Below are 20,051 nucleotides of genomic sequence, written 5' to 3' on the forward strand. Positions count from 1 at the left end.
AGCCAACTGATCCGAGCTCAGCTTACTTAATTAAAATAATTACATCATTTCATGTTGCAGGCAAGGCCTGCCTTGCCGTAAATCTGTTGATTTGTATTCAGTTTTTACAATTAACGCTTAAGTTTCGGTCATTTTAGCTATTTACCGGTTTGACGCACTTGTGCCATGCCTGGCATTTAATTTATAAATTAATGAAATTAAAGGACAAATTAACTATAAGTGCAAACTTAAAATTAAACATATCGTTTAAAGTATCTACTCTAATTAATTTTTTCTAACGCAACAAAAGCCCCCTGCTCTGTTACCGTCAGCCGAAAGCGACCGCGAAAGCCCAATGCATCGATATAGCGACGAAAATGACGAAACTGCAGTTGGATCCGCTCGCCATTATCTGCCGTTACAACCACATACTTTATAAACCCTTTGTAGTAAGCCTCGCATTGCTCACTGCTGAGGCTGGCACTGAATAAATACTGGCGCATCAGTTAAGGCTTCTGCTGACCTTTTCGTACAAATCATTACTAATAGCAGGTAACTGCGCCAACTGCTGCAAAGTTTGACGCATGAGTAACTGCCGCTGGGCATCAAAGCGACGCCAACTTAATAGTGGCGTTACCAGGCGTGCGGCGACTTGTGGGTTAATAGCGTCTAGTTTTGCTACTGTTTGCTGTAGCAGCTTGTATCCCCTGCCATCAGCACGATGAAATTGTTCAGCATTACGTAAACTAAAGGCACTAAACAGCCCTCTTACCCGGTTGGGGTTTTGCCAGCTAAATAGCGGATGCTGCAGCATGTGCTCGACATTGCTAAATACCTGTTCAGTCGGATCGGTTGCCGCCAGTGAGAAGGCTTTATCAGTTGCCAGCGCATCATGACACCATTTCTCAGTAAAGCTTTGCAGTAGCTTTGCAAACAACTCTGGAGAGCCTTGCTGCGCCGCTTGCAGCGCCGAGATCGTATCAGTCATGTTATCTGCTTGGTGATAATGGCTACGGATCAGCTCTTCACTGCCAAGCAGCGACAGATAATGTAAACAGACTGCGCGCAAACGCCGCCGGCCAACTGCATCTTGCTGATACTGGTAAGGCTCACAGCCCAAACTCTGGTAGCAGTGCTGTAAAGCGGGTGCTAAGCGTTTGGCTAATTGCATTGATAGTTGTTTTCGTGCGGTGATAATGACGTCTACCGGAATTTCGGCATATTGCTCGGCCAGCGTATCAAAGTCCGGCAGCGTTAATAGTTCAGCACTCAGGGCATTATCATTACCCGGCGCTACTAACAACTGCGATAACAGAGTAAACAGGGTGTCTGGCAATAAAGGCGCTAAGGATTCTCCCGTAATCAGCTGTGCAATCTGGCGGCTCCAGTATTGCTGCATCGCCTCCCATCGCGCGACACCATCGCTGGCCTTTGTTGCGATATACAATAAGGCTTCATCACTGCTGTTAACGTGTAATTTGACCGGAGCAGAGAATTGCGCCAGCCATACAACGACCGGCTCAGCATGGATGTCTGAAAAAATAAACTCTGCTGCTGACTCTGTGAGTGTCAATAAATGCTGCTGGCTGGCTTCACCGGGAATTAACAGTTCAACTTTTACCGGCAATACTAATGGCTGCTTCTCTGTCTGGTCAGCCGTGGCAGGGGTATATTGCTTTAAAGCCAGCCGTAATCGTTTGGTGTCAGCGTCATACTGCTGGCTGACGCTAAGCTCTGGTGTGCCAGATTGACTGTACCAACGGGCAAAAGCGGTTAAATTAACGCCACTGGCATCTTGCATCGCCTGTAAAAAGTCATCGCAGGTAACAGCCTGGCCGTCATGACGGTGCAAATACAGTGCAAGGCCGTCGGCAAAAGCCTGTTTGCCCAACAAGGTTTGCAGCATGCGAATAACCTCGGCACCTTTATCGTACACTGTCACAGTATAAAAATTATTCATCTCCAGCACCTGTTCCGGGCGGATCGGGTGCGCCATCGGGCTGGCATCTTCAGCAAACTGAGCAGTTTTAATCAGTTTAATCGCATCGATACGGCACAGCGTCGGCGAGCTCATATCAGCGCTAAACTCCTGATCGCGAAATACCGTCAGTCCTTCTTTTAAGCTCAGCTGAAACCAGTCACGACACGTCACTCTGTTGCCGGTCCAGTTGTGAAAGTACTCGTGGCCAATAATGGATTCGATATTAAAGTAATCACGATCCGTTGCCGTCGCCGCATCCGCCAGTACATATTTGCTGTTAAAGACGTTCAGGCCTTTGTTTTCCATGGCGCCCATATTAAAAAAGTCGACCGCCACGACCATATATACATCTAAATCATATTCAAGATTAAACCGCTGTTCATCCCATGCCATGGCCCGCTTCAAAGCCGCCAAGGCGAAATGCCCTCTGTCGCCTTGGCCTTTGTCGACATACAGCTGCAAACTGACATTACGGCCTGATTGCGTGCAGAACTGGTCTTGCAACATATCAAAGTCGCCCGCAACCAGCGCAAATAAGTAACAGGGTTTAGGAAAAGGATCGTGCCAGCGCACCACCCGCCGTCCCTGTGGATCAATATGCTCGGCTATTTTGTTACCATTTGATAATAAATGAGGATACTGCTCAGCATCGGCAATAATCGTCACGCTGTACTGTGTCAGCACATCGGGTCGATCAAGAAAATAACTGATCCGACGAAACCCCTCTGCTTCGCACTGGGTGCAATAGGTCGTCCCCGCAAGATACAACCCCTCCAGTGCAGTATTCTGCTCTGGTGCTATCAACGTCACGATAGTCAGACGGCATTCGTCAGGTAAAACGGCTAATGTCAGACTCTCATCATCCAATTGATACTGAGTATTGCCAAGTGGTATCTCATCCACAGCGACACTGACCAGCTTGAGCTGCTGTCCATCAAGCCGCAGCGGCTCATTATCACGCAAGCGTTTAACCTGCATAATAGCAGTCACCCGGGTAGCCTTTGGGTCTAACTCAAACGTCAGGTCAACGCTATCGATAGAAAAAGCCGGGCTTTGATAATCGTGACGGGACTTTGATACTCGGCGCTGATTGGACTGCGACATGGGATTTCCTGCGGTTATTGTCGATCTTAATTATCGAACGTTAAATTATTATAGTGATAAAAAAGCCTGACGAATGCAGGCTTTTGGTTTTACCGTAATATGTCAGTTCAAGCCTTGCCGGCCATCTCTTTTAACACTGACTCCGGCGGGCTCAGTTTTAAAATTTTAATACCACAGTAGGCGTAAATAATCGCCAACACCGGGTTTATCAGGTTGAAGAACGCATAGGGAGCATAGTCCAACGGGCTCACCTGCAACACGCTGTGCATGTAAGCACCACAAGTGTTCCATGGGATCAGCGGGCTGGTTATGGTGCCACCATCTTCCAGCGTACGGGATAAGTTTACTGGCGCCAGGTTACGCCGCTCGTACTCTTCTTTGAACATTCGACCTGGCATTACAATCGACATATATTGGTCAGCAGTCAGTACATTAGTAGCAAAACAGGTGGCGATAGTGCTGGTGATCAGTGAACCTGTACTGCGGGCGAAGTATAAAATAGAACCGACAAACTTACGTAACAGACCAATTTTTTCGATGGTAGCGCCAAACATCATGGCACTAAATACTAACCAAATAGTATTTAACATGCTTGCCATACCGCCACCGCTAAGCAGCTCATTCAGGCTGGCATTACCGGTATCAACACTAAAGCCGGCATGCAGTGTGTGCCAAATAAGTTTGGTAATGCCCAGTGCAGCGGCTACGTCTTTTTCAATTAAACGGCTTAACAAATCTTGTTGGAATATCACCGCCCAAATACCACCAAGCAAAGCCCCGATAAACACAGTAGGAAACGCAGGTACCTTTTTTACCGCCATCGCAAGTAACACAAACAGTGGCACTAACGAGATCACACTAATCGAAAAGTTAGCTTCCAGCACCCGGGTAATTTCATCAATACGGGCTAAATCGGCCGTTACATCAGAATTGAAGCCAATAATAGTGAACAAGACCAGGGCAAGCGCATAGCTTGGTACTGTGGTCCACAGCATATGACGGATATGGTCGAACAGCTCAGCACCGGCAACGGCAGGTGCCAGGTTGGTAGTTTCACTCAGCGGTGATAATTTATCGCCAAAATACGCGCCAGAGACTATTGCACCAGCAGTAATGGCGGGTGATAACCCCAGGCCACTCGCCACGCCAATCAGAGCAACCCCTATGGTAGCGGCTGTAGTCCAGGAGCTGCCGATACTCATCGCGACTATACCGCACAGTATACAGCTGGCGGCATAAAACCAACTGGGGCTTAACACCTGCAAACCATAATAAATTAACGTTGGCACTGTACCTGACAGCATCCAGGTGCCGATTAGCGCACCTACCGACAGCAGAATTAACACTGCGCCCAGCGACAATGAAATGCCTTTTACCATGGCTTTTTCCATTACCGACCAACGGTAACCATTCTTCAGGCCAATAACCACCGCCACCGCAGTGGCTAAAAACAGTGCAATCTGATTAGGGCCATAAGATGAGTTATCACCAAACAAATAAACAGAAGCCGATAACAGCGCAATCAAAACAAAAAGTGGTAAGGCTGCATCAAAAAAGCTGGGTTGTTTTTCAGACATCAACAAGCTCCGATTAGCAAAAGGCGCCATCGCGCCTTTTATGTCATTGTAATAATAATTGTCAGCTCAGAGCGGCTTACAACGAACGATAGAACATTAATACGATGATTAATGGACAGACAAATTTAACGTACCAGGGCCAAATGCGCCAGAACAGACTATGCTCGGCACCCGCATCGCCCAGTTTTAACTCTTGTAAAATTTCATTACGCCGCCAAACCCAGCCAGCAAACAGGCACAGCATTAAGCCCAGCAGTGGCTGGCTGTAACGGGTCGTCAGGGCAATTACAAAGCCAAACAGTGCCTCGAAATTCAAAATAATAATACAGCTTAGTGCCAAAATAGCAGCAGCAATTAACCACACCGCTTTTATGCGTTGCATCTGATGCTTTTCAACCACATAAGATACCGGCACTTCTAACATTGAAATTGATGATGTTAACGCCGCTATCGACATTAACAGAAAGAACGCTAACGCAACCAGCGTACCGACAAATCCCATGGCAGAAAATAGCGACGGTAACACGGTAAAAATCAGTGTATCTTCGGCCAGTAACTTGCCATCTTCAGCAAAAATTTGTACGCCATTGTGCAGAGCCACGTACATCGCCGGGATAATTAGCAAGCCCGCCAGCACAGCTACACCAATATCCACCAGAGATACGGCAGCACCAAGCCGGGGTAAATTCTCGCTATGACTAACATAAGAGCCATAGATCAGCATGGTGCCTACACCCAGCGACATCGAGAAAAACGCCTGTCCCATAGCGCTTATCAGTAAGTCAGGATTTAACGCCTGGCTAAAATCCGGTAGCAGGTATACCTTTAATCCCTCTAAAGCGCCTTGTTGCGTCATAACATAGCCAAATAGCAGTAACATAATAACAAACAAGGTAGGCATAAGACGCACAGACCAGCGCTCGATACCATTGACTACACCACCACTGACAATACCAACGGTTAACAGCATAAACACGGCGCAAAACAGCAAATTACGCTCGGTAGAAAAGGCCACCAACCACTGCGCAAGTTGCTCCATGCCAGCCAGTTTCACCAAGGCTTCGAGAGTGTGCGACAACATCCAGCCGCCAACAATGCCATAAAATGCCAGGATCAATGAAACGGTGATAATGCCCCAAAAACCAACCAGCCGGCCACTAAAGCCACGGGATACCTGGCCCAGCGCATCCACGACATTCGATTTAGTTGCCCGGCCAATAAGTAACTCAGCCATCAATACCGGATAGGCTAATAAAAATGCCAGAATAAGATACATCAGCACAAAGGCGGCGCCACCATTACTGGCTACCTGCGCCGGAAAGCCCCAAATATTGCCCAAGCCTACTGCAGAACCCGAGGCAGCCAGAATAAAGCCCAGCCGCGAAGAAAACTCACCACGTGTCGCCATAGTTAACCTTTATAATTATTATGTATTAATACAAATTAACAAAAGGCGGTAATAATACCGCCTTTTGGTGTCAGAGAAACCCTGCTTACTATTTTTTTGCCAACCGGCTAACCATTTTAAAATCAGCCGTGATATTGGCGGCTTCTTCTAAAAACGGATCTATTTTTTCCAGCTTCTCAGGTACATCGTCCAACGACGTCACTGCCGGCATACCAAAGCGTTTCAGCCGCTCATTGGCTCGCGCCAGCTGCTGCGCTTTGTTTTTATCGCGCTCAGCAATACGCTCAGCTTCTTTTAATGACACCGTTTTGTCATCTATCTGCTGCTTGTACTCTGCAATATCGCTCAGCAAATACTGAAACTCCGGCTCGACCGCGATACGGGCATGATGCTTTTCGCGCAAAACCGGCACCACAGTGCTGATATCATTCAGACTGCTGTAGCGAGCGGCATCGATAGAATCCCAGGGTAACGCAAACTCTTCTTTACTCTCGCCCCACTCGGCAGGATCGATAGCTGTCGGAAACTGAATGTCCGGTATCACGCCTTTGTGCTGCGTGCTGCCACCGTTAATACGGTAAAATTTGGCAATAGTGTATTGCACGCTACCCAGCGGGTTGTCAAACATATCATAGATGCGACCTAAGCCACGGTGTTGCTGCACAGTACCTTTACCAAAGGTTTGCTCACCCACGACCAGGGCGCGGCCATAATCCTGCATGGCCGCGGCAAAAATCTCTGATGCAGAGGCACTGTAGCGGTCTACCATCACCGTCAGCGGGCCGTCATAATAGCTCAGGCCATCGTTATCCTGTGATACCGATACTTTGCCATCACCTTCACGTATTTGCACCACAGGTCCGCTGTCGATAAACAGACCGGTTAACAGTGTGGCCTCCTGCAGTGAGCCGCCACCGTTGCCGCGTAAATCAACAATAATACCGTCAACTTTGCTGTCTTTTAGCTCAACCAACAGCTTTTTCACATCTTCGGCCAGATTGTTATAAAAGCCAGGAATGCTAATGACGCCAATTTTCTGATCCAGCTCAGACAGTTGAGGCTTAAATACTTCGGCCTTAGCGGCACGGTCTTCCAGACGGATTTTATCGCGCACTATGCTAATAACTTGTGCCTGACTGGAACCAATGTCGTTGGCGCCAACCACTTGCAACCTGACTGTGCTCCCTTTGGGGCCTTTAATCAGATCAACAACATCATCGAGACGCCAGCCGATAACATCAACAAACTCGGCTTTATCCTGGGCCACGCCAATAATCTTATCTTTTGGCTTCAATTTTTGCGTCAGGTCCGCCGGGCCGCCCGGTACCAGGCTTTGAATCACGGTGTAGTCTTCATCTGCGCGCAGCACAGCCCCGATGCCTTCCAGCGACAGGTTCATTTCCTGTTGGAAACGGTCAGCGTTACGCGGTGAAAGATAAGACGTGTGCGCTTCAATACTGCGGGCAAAAGAGTTCATGATTAACTGAAACACATCTTCGCTTTCAGTCTGAGTTAAACGTTTTTGCGTATTACGGTAGCGCTTAGTCAGGATCTCTTTGGTTTCTTCAGGGGTTTTCCCTGCCAATTTCAGATTTAACGCATCAAACTTCACCCGCTGGCGCCACAGCTCGTCAAGCTCAGCCTGGTTAGCTGGCCATTCGGCACCTTCACGGTCGTAAACATAAGTATCGTCTGCTGTGAAGTCGAAGCCTTTTTCCAATAACGCCAGCGCATAATCAAAACGTTCTGCGCGACGTTTTAAGGTAAAGTTAAACATGTCAAAGGCAAAGTTTAAATTGCCTTTATTAATCGCATCATCAAACTGGTCACGATACTGCTCGAAAGTAGCAACATCAGATTTCATCAATACATTGCGATAAAAATCCAGGTTTTTCAGATAGGTATCAAACATCCTGGATGATAACTCGTCGTCAAGCTGCACGCTGTTGTAGTGGCCACGGGTGAATAACGCCGTAATCCTCTTACTGGCAGTAGCATGCTGTACATCCTGGCTGATTACCGGCAACACCGAAGGTGCGGCTTGCTCGGTAGCAACCGAATTCAGGCTAAATACAGCAATAACGGCGGTGGCAAGTACTGATAATCTTTTCATAAGCTACTCTGCGTTAGTCAGGCCTGATACAAACTATCCTGACGGGTTTTAATCACCATACCAGAACCCAGTTGTACGGTCACATCGTCTTTACTGATCTCCAGCACGGTAGCAGGCATCGGGTTTTGGCCCAGCTTAAGTAACACCTTGGCACCTACTACCACAGATCCCGGTGCTACCGGCGTAACTGCTTTGGTAGCTTGGGCAGGCACAGCGACAGCTGGTTCAGCTTTCTGGTTAACCTTAGTGCCTTTAGAGGGGCTATTGGCTTTTTTGTTCGGATTTTTTTTGTAAGCAGGTTTTGCAACGCCAGCTTTTGCTGCAGCAGTCGCCTTGGCTTCGGCTATTTTAGCCTTACGCTTTTCAGCTGCTTTAGCCTTACTTTCTTCCAGTGTTTTGGCAGCATGTTCTGCTTGAGAAGCGTCAATCAAATCGCCGGCATTGCCGTCTAAATCAATGCGAGCTGCGCCTTCGGTCGTTGCTTCCAGATAACGCCAGCTTGAGGTGTACACCCTAAGCGCCTGGCGTAATTGGGTTTTGCTCACGACACTGTCGTCTTGCAGCCGCTCGGCTAAGTCCTGAAATATGCCTATTTTTAACGGCTTGGCTGTACCATTTTCGCTAAAGCAGGCCGGAAAGCGCTGTACCAGATAGGCTAGAACTTCTTTCACGTTGCTTGCTTTAACAGCTTGTTCAGTTGGGGTGGTCATTAACGCTTCACTCTTCTTCATCTATGGTATCCGCGTCCGGTATACCGTCGTCCAGCTGTTGGCGTACAAATGCCAAAGCCCAATCAATTAATTCGTCTTCATCAGCTTCCAGCAGCACAGTGCCGCCGCGCAACTGATCCCAAATCGCCGGTAGCAGATAATCTACCTGGTCAACACTGATATCATCCGGCAGTGACTGCCAGACAGCATGATAGACACTGTTAACCTTGTCGGTAACCAGCTCTTCATCGCCTTCCCAGTCACCGATATCCGCTACATCGAATAAATAATCGTGAATGGAGATACTGTCTTTCATAATGTTTTTGCCAGATGCTGCTCAAAAACGCTAATCAGCTGTTCTAATCCAGCCTGATCTTCGCTGTCAAACCTTGCCAGGCTTGGGCTGTCAATATCCAGTACGGCAATAATGTCGCCCTGATGACGAAGCGGCAATACAATTTCCGAATTACTGGCAGCATCACAGGCAATGTGGCCTGGAAATTCATGCACATCTTTCACCAATTGTACCTGGCCTGTCGCCACGGCCGTGCCACATACGCCCTTGCCTACCGGAATACGTACACAGGCAACCTGGCCCTGAAATGGCCCTAGTACTAATTCACCGTCGCGCATAATGTAAAAACCAGCCCAATTTAAATCAGGCAGGTTATTAAAAAGTAGTGCACTAAGATTCGCCATATTGGCAATAAGATCGGTTTCCTGCTCAATCAGAGCTTGTGCTTGCTGCTGCAGCAAACGGTACAACGCAGTTTTTTCACTCGACATGAATTATGGATTTCTGGTTAAAACCTAAAGCCGTACATTACTCGTTTTAGCTGCGAAATTAAACTCCCTGACGGCAAAGTTTTAGCCCATGCGGCGTATTTATTGCCTTGTCAGCCCAGACAACGCCAACATTGCGCAAAGATTAATCAGTCTTAGCCACAGCACCGACCAGTTTCAGCGGATTCGCAGGATAAAAGCATTGTGCTTGCTGAGCCTGGTGGCTGAAAAAGCGGGTATCTTTAAACGGTAACTTCATAAAGCCACCAACGCCCTCACCACTGATCAGTGACACCTTGCTTAAGATTGACTGCAGCAAACGGGCAAACTCGGGTTCAGCCTGCGGGTCTAACAGGCGGTAATAACTGTGGATCTTCATATACAAACTGGTGACTTCAAAAATAATACAGCCGGTATGGCGAATAAGGTTTAACTTAGCGATATCATCCATAATCGCATCGGGCAGAATTAACTGCTCATCGGGATCTTTACCATCTTCAAAATAAGAATGCTGTTTGCTGGCATCTTCGGTGCTTAACACCGGTGCCAGCTGATATGGGATCACCGCATCAGCCGGCGGTATAAAGGGCGAGTCAGTTGAGTCACGGCTAATATGAATGGTATTACGGGCATTAAACAAACAGGCTTTAAAAATACCCACCTTGGCAATAGCCCGCGCCAGCGTCACCACATTGTTAACCGACAAAGCAAAAGAGCGCGACAGTTTGTGGTCATATAAATTCAGGCTGCTGTCAATATAAACACCATTGGCTTGCCAGTGGATCGCCAGGCCGCCTACCACAGGATAACGCGCCAGGCGACTTACTGCGGCCACAAAGGCTTTTTCGGTTTCGCCCATACCCTCTAAGTAGTTTTTGTAATAGCGCTCCAACTGCACATCGTCGACATAAGCAATACCATCTTCCTCACTGTGCTCACGTAAAAAGGATTTGCGTGACGAATACACTACGGTATCCAGCTCACGCAGTTGCGGGCTTACCCACACCGGCAGCAAGGGCGTGTCGTCAAATAACGCAATATCGGGCAATACCAGTTGTTTTAGCCTGGGCATCTGCTGCAAAAAGTAGTCGCCGGCCTGCGCACGTAGCTGCGGATCATCGGCCAACATGCTGTCAAGCATAGTGGCAAACTCTACTGGCAAGCCTAAACTACGCGCTGGTATGGCTTTACGGCCAAAGCGGCAAGACTGGCCTGAGGCAAGTGCATACAAGGTCCCTGCTACGCCCTGCTCGTCAAAACGTGTGCTGGACAAGGCGCCGCTGCGCTGCTCAGCGCCGATAAAATACACGTCGCCCATGCGGGCATTCGAGCTTTGCAGATCAGCCGACATCAACTGCATGACATTATTGGATAAATACTGCCCATGAGCATCCAGCTGAGCAAAGACCGACGAGCCCCAATCGATCAGACTGATACGGCCTGTTTGGCTATCAAACACCAGATTGGACGGTTTTATATCGCCATGCACTATTGGCTGTAATTCGCCGTCTTTGTGATAACGGCGCAAAAACAGCAATACATCTGCCAGCTGACAGGCAATATCAATAATTAGCCTGGCAGACAGCCGCCCATGCTGCAGGCTGTATTGCTCTAAATCGATGCCGCTGGCACGCTGCATCATCAAAATACCCTGCTTTTTTACCACCTGATAGGTGATGTAACGCGGCACATTGGGGTGTTGCACCTGCGATAACATATAGGCTTCATCTGCCAGCCGCTCCTGGATATGCTGCGGCAGATTAATACGGGAGAATTTAAACACACAGCTTTGGTCACTGGCATCCAGCCCGGCGAAGGCAAACCCATAAGCGCCCTTGCCTATCAGCGCGATATCTTTATAGCCAAGCTTTTCAAGCTCTGAAATACATAGCGCTACCCAGTCTTTCAGTTTTTTGGCATCGTTGGTATTGAGCAGGTAAATCGACTGCTCTTCAGGAATATAAAAATTACGCAGCTGATTCTTGTATTGCATAATCAGGCCTTTACACAGCGTGACTGCGCCCATTGTCGCAAGGCGCTGACCTGCTCTGCCATTACTACCGATAGTGGCTGCGTTGCGGCTAGTTCGTCCATCAGGTGCGCCAGACTAAACGCACTGCCACTGGCGCGGGCCCGATAACCGGCGCCGACCACTGCCTGCTCCAGCTCAGCACCAGAAAAACCACGGCACAGCGGTAACGCTGAACTTAACTCTGTATCGCTCAGAGACATTTGTCGCTTTGCCAGGTGCAACTGCAGTAACTGCATACACTCCTGCTCGGTGGGTAAATCGACAAAAAAGATTTCGTCAAAGCGGCCTTTTCGCAGCAGCTCCGGCGCTAAATCATGAATATTATTCGCTGTAGCCACCAGAAACACCTGTGATTTGCGTTCTGACAACCAGGTTAAAAAGCTGCCAAGCAAACGGCGCGACACGCCATTGTCATTATCGCCAGAGGAGAGGCCTTTTTCTATTTCATCTATCCACAACACGCAGGGCGACATAGCATCAGCCAGTGCCAGCGCTTGCGTCAGGTTCTTTTCGGTTTCACCGATGTACTTGTTGTACAGTGCCGCCATATCTAGCCTTAATAACGGTAAATGCCAGCTGCCTGCTATGGCTTTGGCAGCCAAACTTTTCCCCGTCCCCTGCACGCCGGTTAACAACAGGCCTTTGGGCGTATCCTTAGCCTTATCAATCGGGGCTTGCTCCAGAAAAGCCTGCTGGCGCTGGGCTATCCACTGTTTTAAATTGGTCAGGCCAATGACATTGGCAAAACTGGCGCTATCAAACACCTGGCTTAATACACCATCGGTTTGCAACAAACTAAATTTCGCCCGGTTAATGCGCGGAATGTCAGCTTTGGTCACAGCACCATCGTCCGCTATTGCTTTATACGCCAGCCGTTTTACCTCATCAAAGGTTAAACCGCGTAAATTTTGTACCAACAGCGCCACATTTTCAGCCGTCAGCTCTGCCAGCATACCGGTTTTGGCGGCGTAGCTATCGGCCATCTCGTGCACTAATTGGCGAATTTGCTGATCAGATGGCAAACTTAACTCAAAGCGATAACATAACCTGCTTAGCTCAGGCGGAATACTTATAGCATGGCTGAGTAAAATCAGGGTATGGCCTGATTGCTCATGCGCCTGGGCAATTTCTTTGATGTAGCGCACATGCTTAGGCTCGGCTAAAAACGGATGAAAATCACATAACACATAAATGCCGCTGTTACGGGTGCCTTTAATTTGTGCAAGCAGGTTGGTCGGGTCAGCATTAAACGCCTGCGCGCCCTGCTCGCTGTCAAGCCGCTGCAGGCCGTCGGTAATGGTCCATTTAAATACCGGCCGCATCAAATTCACCGCCAGGCGTTTTATCAGCATCAACGCACGCGGCTCTTCATAGCTTTCAATAACTATCAGCGGGCTGTGTGCCTGCACTAACACCCGCAAATCATCAAATTCGTACATCCGTGCCCTTAAACAAAAAACCCACTGCAATGAGTGGGTTTTATCAGAAAGCCATCAGGCTGCCAAGTTATACGACAGCTTAATACAACAGCTTATTGCATTGTCAGCAACATACTGGCTGGCTGCTCCAGGTATTGCTTCCACAGATTGGTAAAGCGCGCTATGGTGCCACCATCAATCACGCGATGATCGCCCGACCAGCTTATTTGCATCAGCTGCCGCGCCTCTACTTCGCCTTTGGCATTAAAGCGCGGTAGCGCCTGCACCTTACCCAGTGCCACGATTGCCACTTCAGGTTTATTGATAATCGGCGTAGCCACCGTACCGCCTAAAGCGCCGATATTGGAAATACTGATAGTACCGCCTTTTAAATCGGCCGGGCTCACGCGGCCTTCGCGTGCCTGCTCGGTTAAACGGGTTAACTCGTTAGCAATATCGACAATCGACTTACTCTGACAGCCTTTAATGTTAGGCACTAACAGCCCGACTTTTGAATCGACCGCAATGCCGATATTATGATCATCAAAATAGGTCAGTTCAGTGCAATCGCTGTTAACCTGGCTGTTCATGATGGGGAATTGCTTAATGGCCAGCGACAATGCCTTAATAAAAAACGGCATCATGGTCAGTTTTACACCCTGCTTGGCGTATTGTTCTTTTAAGCTTAAGCGCAGTGCAATCAGCTCCGTTAAATCAATCTCTTCGCAGTAGGTAAAGTGCGGTATGGTTGATACCGATTCTACCATCTGTCGTGCCATTGCCGCTTTAATGCCTTTAATTGGCTCAACCCGGCTACCGCCGGTTGCCATCATCGGCGCGGCAGCTTTCGCCTGCTGCGCAGCCGGTTTCGCCACAGGTGCAGCAACAGCGGTTTTACCTTCAGCAAAAGCGCGTACATCTTCTTTGTACACCCGGCCTTTATCGCCACTGCCACGCACCTTGCTTAAATCGATATTCAGCTCACGGGCTAAACGGCGTACCGCCGGACTGGCCAGTGCCTTGCCCTGAGCTGCCGGTGTAACAGCGGCTGGCGCAGAAGTAGTTTGCGTGGCAACTGAAGCCGTAACCGTTTGCTGCGCAGGCTGCGCCGCCGCAGTACCGGCATGGCTCATAGCAAATAGCGGAGAGTGCACCTTGGCAATATCACCCTTGGCATAATACAGCTTAGTGACTTTACCAGAGTACTTGGCCGGTATTTGCACCAGCGCTTTATCGGTCATCACATCGCACACCGGTTGGTCTTCAACGATGTCATCGCCTTCTTTGACCAGCCAGTCGACAATTTCACACTCGACGATACCCTCACCAATGTCAGGTAAAATAAAGTCTTCGCTGGCAGCACCCGATGCTACAGGCGCAGCTGCAGCTGCGTTAGCCGCAACAGCTTGTTGTTTCGCTTCCGGCGTTGTCGCAGCGCTGCCGGCCAGCTGCATTTCAAACAGTGGCGCATGCACTTTGGCAATATCGCCTTTGGCGTAATACAGCTTACTGACGATACCATCATGCACCGCCGGTATTTGCACCAGCGCTTTGTCGGTCATCACATCGCATACCGGTTGGTCTTCTTTAATGGTATCGCCCTCGGCGACCAGCCACTCGACAATCTCACACTCAACGATGCCTTCACCGATATCCGGCAGAATAAAATCTTTTTTCATCTCTGCCTCCGTTAGAAGTTAACCGAGCGCATAATGGCTTCGTAAGTTTTTAAATGATCGGCCACGTATTCTTTTTCCAGTGCCAGCGGGTACGGTGTGTCTAAACCACAGACCCGCTCAATCGGGCTTTCCAGGTGTAAAAAGCACATTTTCTGGATAGTCGCGGCAATTTCGCCGGCAAAGCCGCCGGTTAACGGCGCTTCGTGGTTAATCACTAACCGGCCGGTTTTCTTCACTGACTCGGCTACCGTATCGGCATCCCACGGCAGTATGCTGCGAAGATCGATCACTTCACAGGACACCCCTTCTTTCTCTGCCATTTCTACCGCTTTTTGCACGATTTCCATCTGCGCGCCCCAGGCCAGCACAGTGACATCTTTACCTTGCTGTGTCACTTCGGCTTTGCCCAGCTCAATCTCGTAGTAGTCTTCCGGCACTTCGCCAGTAGAGGCGCGATACAGCTTTTTCGGCTCGAAGAAAATCACCGGATCCGGATCGGCAATAGCCGCTAACAGTAAACCTTTGGCCTGATAAGGGTCACGCGGGATCACCACTTTTAACCCCGGCGTGTGGGCAAAGTACGCTTCAGGAGACTGGCTGTGGTAATGGCCACCGGCAATACCGCCGCCGTAGGGGCTGCGAAATACAATACCGCCGACATTGAACTCATTACCCGAGCGATAGCGGAACTTCGCCGTTTCGTTAACGATCTGGTCAAAGGCCGGAAAGATGTAATCGGCAAACTGTATTTCTGCCACCGGTTTCATGCCCTGTGCCGCCATACCGTTAGCAAAACCGGCAATACCTTGCTCGGTTAACGGCGTATTAAAGCAGCGCGCTTTGCCGTATTTTTCCTGCAGCTTGCTGGTGGCACGAAATACGCCACCAAAATGGCCAACGTCTTCACCAAAACATACCACACCATCATCTTTGGCCATGGCTAAATCCAGCGCATTATTAATGGCCTGCAACATATTCATTTTTGCCATTAGTCTAATCTCCCCGCCGTTACCGGATACGCATCCGGATATTTACGGATATGCGCTTTTAACTCATCTAATTGTTGTTGTAAGGCCGGAATAGGCTCGGCGTACACATCTGAAATTAAGTGCTCAATGCCTGGCTTGGCCACTTTTTCCGCCACTTTTAAGGCATCCAAAATCTCGGTGCGCAGCTTTTCGATAGTGGCTTTGTCGTCAGCATCATTGAGCCAGCCTTTCTCAATCAGCCATAAGCGGTAGCGCGAAATAGGGTCGTTTTGCCGCCACTTTTCTTCTTCCTCTTTCGAGCGGTAGCCGCTGGGGTCATCAGACGATGAATGGGCACCTAAACGATAGGCGATAGATTCAATTAATACCGGCTCGTTGGTAGCCAGTGCATGCTCGCGTGCCATCTTGGTTGCGTGGTATACCGCTAAAATATCGGCACCATCAACCCGCAGCGCTTTCATACCATACCCCACAGCGCGACAAGCGATACCGTCACCAACAAACTGTTCATTCGCCGGGGTAGAAATGGCGTAACCGTTGTTACGGCAGAAAAAAATCACCGGCGCTTTGTGCACCGCCGCCATATTCAGGCCAGCGTGGAAATCCCCCTCAGAGGCCGCACCCTCGCCGAAGTAACAGATGGTGGTGTTGTTCAGACCACGCAGCTTTTGCGCATAGGCATAACCACTGGCCTGCGGAATTTGTGTGCCCAGCGGCGATGAGATGGTCATGTAGTAAATGTCTTTGCTGCCATAATGCACTGGCATCTGGCGGCCTTTACCCAAATCTTTCTCGTTAGAGAACAGCTGGTTCATAAACTGTTCCAGCGTAAAGCCACGATACCTCAGCGCCCCTTGTTCGCGGTACTGCGCCATAATCATGTCTTTGTCGTCCAGCGCGGCGGCACTGCCTACTGTTGCGGCTTCTTCACCTAAACACTGCATATAAAAGCTGATACGGCCCTGACGCTGCGCGGCCAGCATACGCTCGTCCAACACCCGGATAAATACCATGGTGTCGTACATCTTTAGCGCAGTGGCTTTGTCCAGATCTGGTGCAACGGCGCCTTCATACAGGCTGCCATCATCACGCAGGATACGCAGCGTCGGAATTTTTAACGCATCACCGGCAGTAAATTCTGCAGTGTGCACCGTGGTGATGGTGGCGTTATTTGGGTTAGTCATAGGGTGTCTCTTGTTTGTTATACGTGTTAGACATGTGGTCAGTACCGCTGGCGAGGAATTACCCCGCCGCACTGGTACTTATTTTCACTGGTACTTATTATCACAGGCACTCAGTATAGCGGCTTTGCCGCGCTCCCCGTTTTGTGCAGTGTATTGCCCTGCACCGGTTTGTTCTGTTTGTTATCGGCGGCAACTTTACCTTTACGTAAACTGCATTGCAACCAAAGCAACCTATTACCACAGGGTCAGGCCACAGCGACTGTCAGCATAAATTTACTCTTAAGCCAGTTTGCCGCTATTTGCAGCCCTCCACAGTCTTAGGCCAGGTTATGCGCCACTGTCGTTGGCACCACCATTAACATGGCGCGCTGACCGATAGCGACTTTAGCATTAGGGAAGATAATCGCCTCACCTTCGCGCTCTACCCGGTATTCTGTGTCACCGTCTGTTGCCAGCAAAGTCCCCACCGGATAAGCGGTAAAGTTTTCTACATCATCAGCAAAGTGCAGCTTAAACGCCTGCGTTTGCTTATTAATGGCGCGGTATACCTGATACAAGTGAAACTGCTGCTCGTCAAAAGGCATGGTTTGCACACTGTCATGGCTTACCAGCTGATGTATCGCCTCGCGTGCTTTGGCAAAGCGGCTCATGTCGTTTTTGCCAAAAGGCTGTACTTTACCCAGCTCAATGGTAAAGGCATCAGCGCCGTGGCTGTTAGAGGCATAGTAGCTAAAGGTTGACGCCGGCGTTTGCATTAACAGCACGGTGGTGACATCACAGGCCTGTAAAAATTCAAACTCGGCTTTTTGCCACGGCTTATCGTGTAAGAACGGATAAACGGCGAATTTCTCAAAGCGTGACCCGCGAATGGCGGTGTGTAAATCATACAAATAACGGTTACGCGGCACCGAGTTAGTTACGCGTGACGCTTCGTAAAAGCGGCTAACATAGTCTTCCAAAGCCTTGGCACGCTTGCGCTCGGCGTTAATTAACCCGGCGCCCATGCTGTGATGACCAGAAAATAACCGGTTGAGGTTTTCAGTAATTTCGCGGGTACCGGCATTAATCGCCGCAGGGTTACCAAACAGCACCAGCAAACGGTGTTTTAGTGCTCGTTTTCCTGCTAACAGCTGTTGCACCAGCTCGGCGCATATTTCAATGGGCGCCGTTTCATTGCCGTGTACGCCACAGGATAAGACGATGTCTTTATTGCCCGGCTGGGCGGGTTCAAAACAAATTACACCGGTGTCCCAAATGCTGACTTCGGTGCCGTCAGCCAGAGTAAACTGTGCCGGTGCCAGTCCATCGGGGTTGGCTAAAGTAAGTGCAAGAAAATCGCCGTCCGGCATAAGTGATGTTAAGGTTTGCGCCATGCGCCTGCTCCCTGAAATACGGTTGCAGCAAATTCTAACCCATTACGCCAGCAGACAAAACGCTGACGGCGCTTTTAGTTGCTAAAGGCCATTACGGTATTGCGCCCGGTTGCTTTAGCCTGGTACATGGCATTATCGGCATCGCTCAGCAGCTGTTTTAGTATATAGCCAGAGGTGCCTGAGCCACTCACGCCAAAGCTGGCGGTAAGCACAAAGTCAAAACCACTGTCGCTGCAATCTATGCTGGCAATGGCATCGCGGCAAATCTCGGCCAAAAGCGCGGCTTTGTCGGTTTGACAGCCTGGCAGCAACACCGCAAACTCCTCTCCGCCAATGCGGCCGAACACGTCGTTATTACGCATAAAGTTTCGGCAGGTCTTTACCACCGCCTGCAGTGCCCAGTCCCCTGCGGCGTGGCCATGTAAATCGTTAATTTGTTTAAAGTGGTCTAAATCAAACAGTATTACCGCCACCGGTTTAGCATTTTGCTCGCAATACTGCAGTGCCAGGCGCGCCTGTTTATTAAAGTGATAACGGTTACTTATCCCGGTAAGCTGGTCGTACTCGGCAATCTTTTTAAAGCGGTAGCGCCCAGTCATGCCTCGGTAGGCCAAAACACTGGCCAACAATACAATGGCACCTAATACCAACACTAATAACCTGTTTTGCTGTGCATCTTGCTCGTACAGATCACGTTGTAATACCAGCACCTGGTTATCTTTATCTAATAAGGTTATACGCTGATTTTTTACATCCACTTCAGCTCGTGCCAGATAGTAAGCTTGTTGCTGCGCAAAACGGTTATCGCTGTTTGCCTTTAAAGCGTCACGGAGTTTGGTCTGAAAGTACAAAGCAGATTTATAGTCTTGGTTTGCTTCATGTGCCTCGGATAACGCTGTATAGGTGTTTATCAGTGGCAAGCTAAATTGATTAGTATCCTGATGGCTCAACGCCATATCGGCCAAGCTCAATGCGGTATCTATCTTACCAAGCTTTACTGCGGTCCTTGCAGCTAAAGCTGCAGCACTGGCAATAAGAAGCGGATAACCAATATTGTGTACTCCATCTTTATAAGTCTGATAATAAGTTTCAGCTTTCTGAACATCACCAATACTGAGCAGATAACTGTGCTGCTTAATCCGGATCAGATTAGCAAACACTTGTTCGTTGAACTGCAGGCAATGTGCAATAGCTGGCTCGAGTAGCGCGTGAAACATTGCCCAATCGCTCTGGCCATATAAAGACTCTAAAAGATGATGGTTTGCATGACACCTGGCGCGCTCAGATACCGCAATATCCAGTAGCATTTGCGCATAGAATTTTGCAGTAGCAAACTGCTCTAGTTGGTTGTAAGTATAAGCAATAACGCTAAGCCCATGCTCCTTTGCGCGGACATTATCTATATCAGGAAGCTGCTGTGTAATTTCCTGTAGCAGCGTAAAAGCCGAGCGATAATTTTGCGTGATGGCCTGCACATTAATAAGCATTGCTTTGACTCGAAATAAGATTTCGGGCTCGAGCTGCTGATGTAACAAAAATTCTAAATGCTTTTGCGCACCGTTGAAGTCTCCCGACAAGGTCATATTATAGCCTTGTAATAACTGCAGATAACCTAGCTCTGATGATGACAAGCTATCAGTTTTACTCTCAAATTCAGCTAGTTGCTGTTTAAACGCTTTTACATCCGTAACTTTTAAATCGTCAAGACGCTCCAAACGTTC

The 20,051-nt window shown here is 49.0% G+C and carries 15 protein-coding genes; all 15 read right to left on the bottom strand.

What is annotated here, in order from left to right; translation table 11 throughout:
- Positions 1-260: 260 nt before the first annotated feature.
- The 15 genes from ABGI61_RS13060 to ABGI61_RS13130 all read right to left on the bottom strand — a co-directional run bounded on the left by ABGI61_RS13060 (position 261) and on the right by ABGI61_RS13130 (position 20,045).
- Entirely contained in the window at positions 261-482 is a 222-nt protein-coding gene (locus ABGI61_RS13060; RefSeq protein ID WP_347601775.1) for a DUF2835 family protein, read from the bottom strand.
- Positions 482-3,064: an aminopeptidase N gene (pepN, locus tag ABGI61_RS13065; protein WP_347601777.1), complete on the bottom strand. Its 2,583-nt coding sequence runs from the start codon at positions 3,062-3,064 to the stop codon at positions 482-484. Before pepN ends, ABGI61_RS13060 begins: the two co-directional genes overlap by 1 nt.
- Before the next feature lie 107 nt (positions 3,065-3,171).
- Positions 3,172-4,641 carry a Na+/H+ antiporter NhaC gene (nhaC, locus tag ABGI61_RS13070; RefSeq protein WP_347601779.1) on the bottom strand — a complete coding sequence of 490 codons (1,470 nt, stop codon included), beginning with the start codon at positions 4,639-4,641 and terminating at the stop codon, positions 3,172-3,174.
- Positions 4,642-4,717: 76 nt separating this feature from the next.
- Complete coding sequence (locus tag ABGI61_RS13075) at positions 4,718-6,049, bottom strand: sodium-dependent transporter (protein WP_347601781.1); 1,332 nt, start codon at positions 6,047-6,049, stop codon at positions 4,718-4,720.
- 88 nt (positions 6,050-6,137) lie between these two features.
- Positions 6,138-8,162 (bottom strand): carboxy terminal-processing peptidase, encoded by a 2,025-nt coding sequence (gene prc / locus ABGI61_RS13080; protein ID WP_347601782.1) that lies wholly within the window; start codon positions 8,160-8,162, stop codon positions 6,138-6,140.
- A 17-nt stretch (positions 8,163-8,179) separates the two neighbouring features.
- On the bottom strand, positions 8,180-8,893 hold the full coding sequence (gene proQ, locus ABGI61_RS13085; RefSeq protein ID WP_347601784.1) for an RNA chaperone ProQ: 714 nt from the start codon (positions 8,891-8,893) through the stop codon (positions 8,180-8,182).
- Positions 8,880-9,188: a hypothetical protein gene (locus ABGI61_RS13090; protein ID WP_347601785.1), complete on the bottom strand. Its 309-nt coding sequence runs from the start codon at positions 9,186-9,188 to the stop codon at positions 8,880-8,882. Before ABGI61_RS13090 ends, proQ begins: the two co-directional genes overlap by 14 nt.
- A complete protein-coding gene (msrC, locus tag ABGI61_RS13095; RefSeq protein ID WP_347601787.1) occupies positions 9,185-9,658 on the bottom strand; it encodes a free L-methionine (R)-S-oxide reductase MsrC in 474 nt (157 codons plus the stop codon). Before msrC ends, ABGI61_RS13090 begins: the two co-directional genes overlap by 4 nt.
- A gap of 142 nt (positions 9,659-9,800) precedes the next feature.
- Entirely contained in the window at positions 9,801-11,648 is a 1,848-nt protein-coding gene (locus ABGI61_RS13100) for a protein kinase domain-containing protein (RefSeq protein WP_347601789.1), read from the bottom strand.
- A gap of 2 nt (positions 11,649-11,650) precedes the next feature.
- Entirely contained in the window at positions 11,651-13,126 is a 1,476-nt protein-coding gene (locus ABGI61_RS13105) for a Ycf46 family AAA ATPase (protein WP_347601791.1), read from the bottom strand.
- A 92-nt stretch (positions 13,127-13,218) separates the two neighbouring features.
- Positions 13,219-14,784: a dihydrolipoyllysine-residue acetyltransferase gene (locus ABGI61_RS13110; protein ID WP_347601793.1), complete on the bottom strand. Its 1,566-nt coding sequence runs from the start codon at positions 14,782-14,784 to the stop codon at positions 13,219-13,221.
- An 11-nt stretch (positions 14,785-14,795) separates the two neighbouring features.
- On the bottom strand, positions 14,796-15,773 hold the full coding sequence (locus ABGI61_RS13115; protein ID WP_347601795.1) for an alpha-ketoacid dehydrogenase subunit beta: 978 nt from the start codon (positions 15,771-15,773) through the stop codon (positions 14,796-14,798).
- On the bottom strand, positions 15,773-16,957 hold the full coding sequence (locus ABGI61_RS13120) for a thiamine pyrophosphate-dependent dehydrogenase E1 component subunit alpha (protein ID WP_347601797.1): 1,185 nt from the start codon (positions 16,955-16,957) through the stop codon (positions 15,773-15,775). The genes ABGI61_RS13115 and ABGI61_RS13120 overlap by 1 nt, the downstream gene beginning before the upstream one ends.
- A 317-nt stretch (positions 16,958-17,274) precedes the next feature.
- Positions 17,275-18,330, bottom strand: coding sequence for a succinylglutamate desuccinylase (astE, locus tag ABGI61_RS13125; protein ID WP_347601799.1), 1,056 nt, complete (start codon positions 18,328-18,330; stop codon positions 17,275-17,277).
- A 74-nt stretch (positions 18,331-18,404) separates the two neighbouring features.
- Complete coding sequence (locus ABGI61_RS13130; protein WP_347601801.1) at positions 18,405-20,045, bottom strand: GGDEF domain-containing protein; 1,641 nt, start codon at positions 20,043-20,045, stop codon at positions 18,405-18,407.
- Between the last annotated feature and the right edge of the window lie 6 nt (positions 20,046-20,051).

Origin of the sequence: Rheinheimera fenheensis, from assembly GCF_039871805.1 — a bacterium.
GTDB lineage: Bacteria > Pseudomonadota > Gammaproteobacteria > Enterobacterales > Alteromonadaceae > Alishewanella > Alishewanella fenheensis.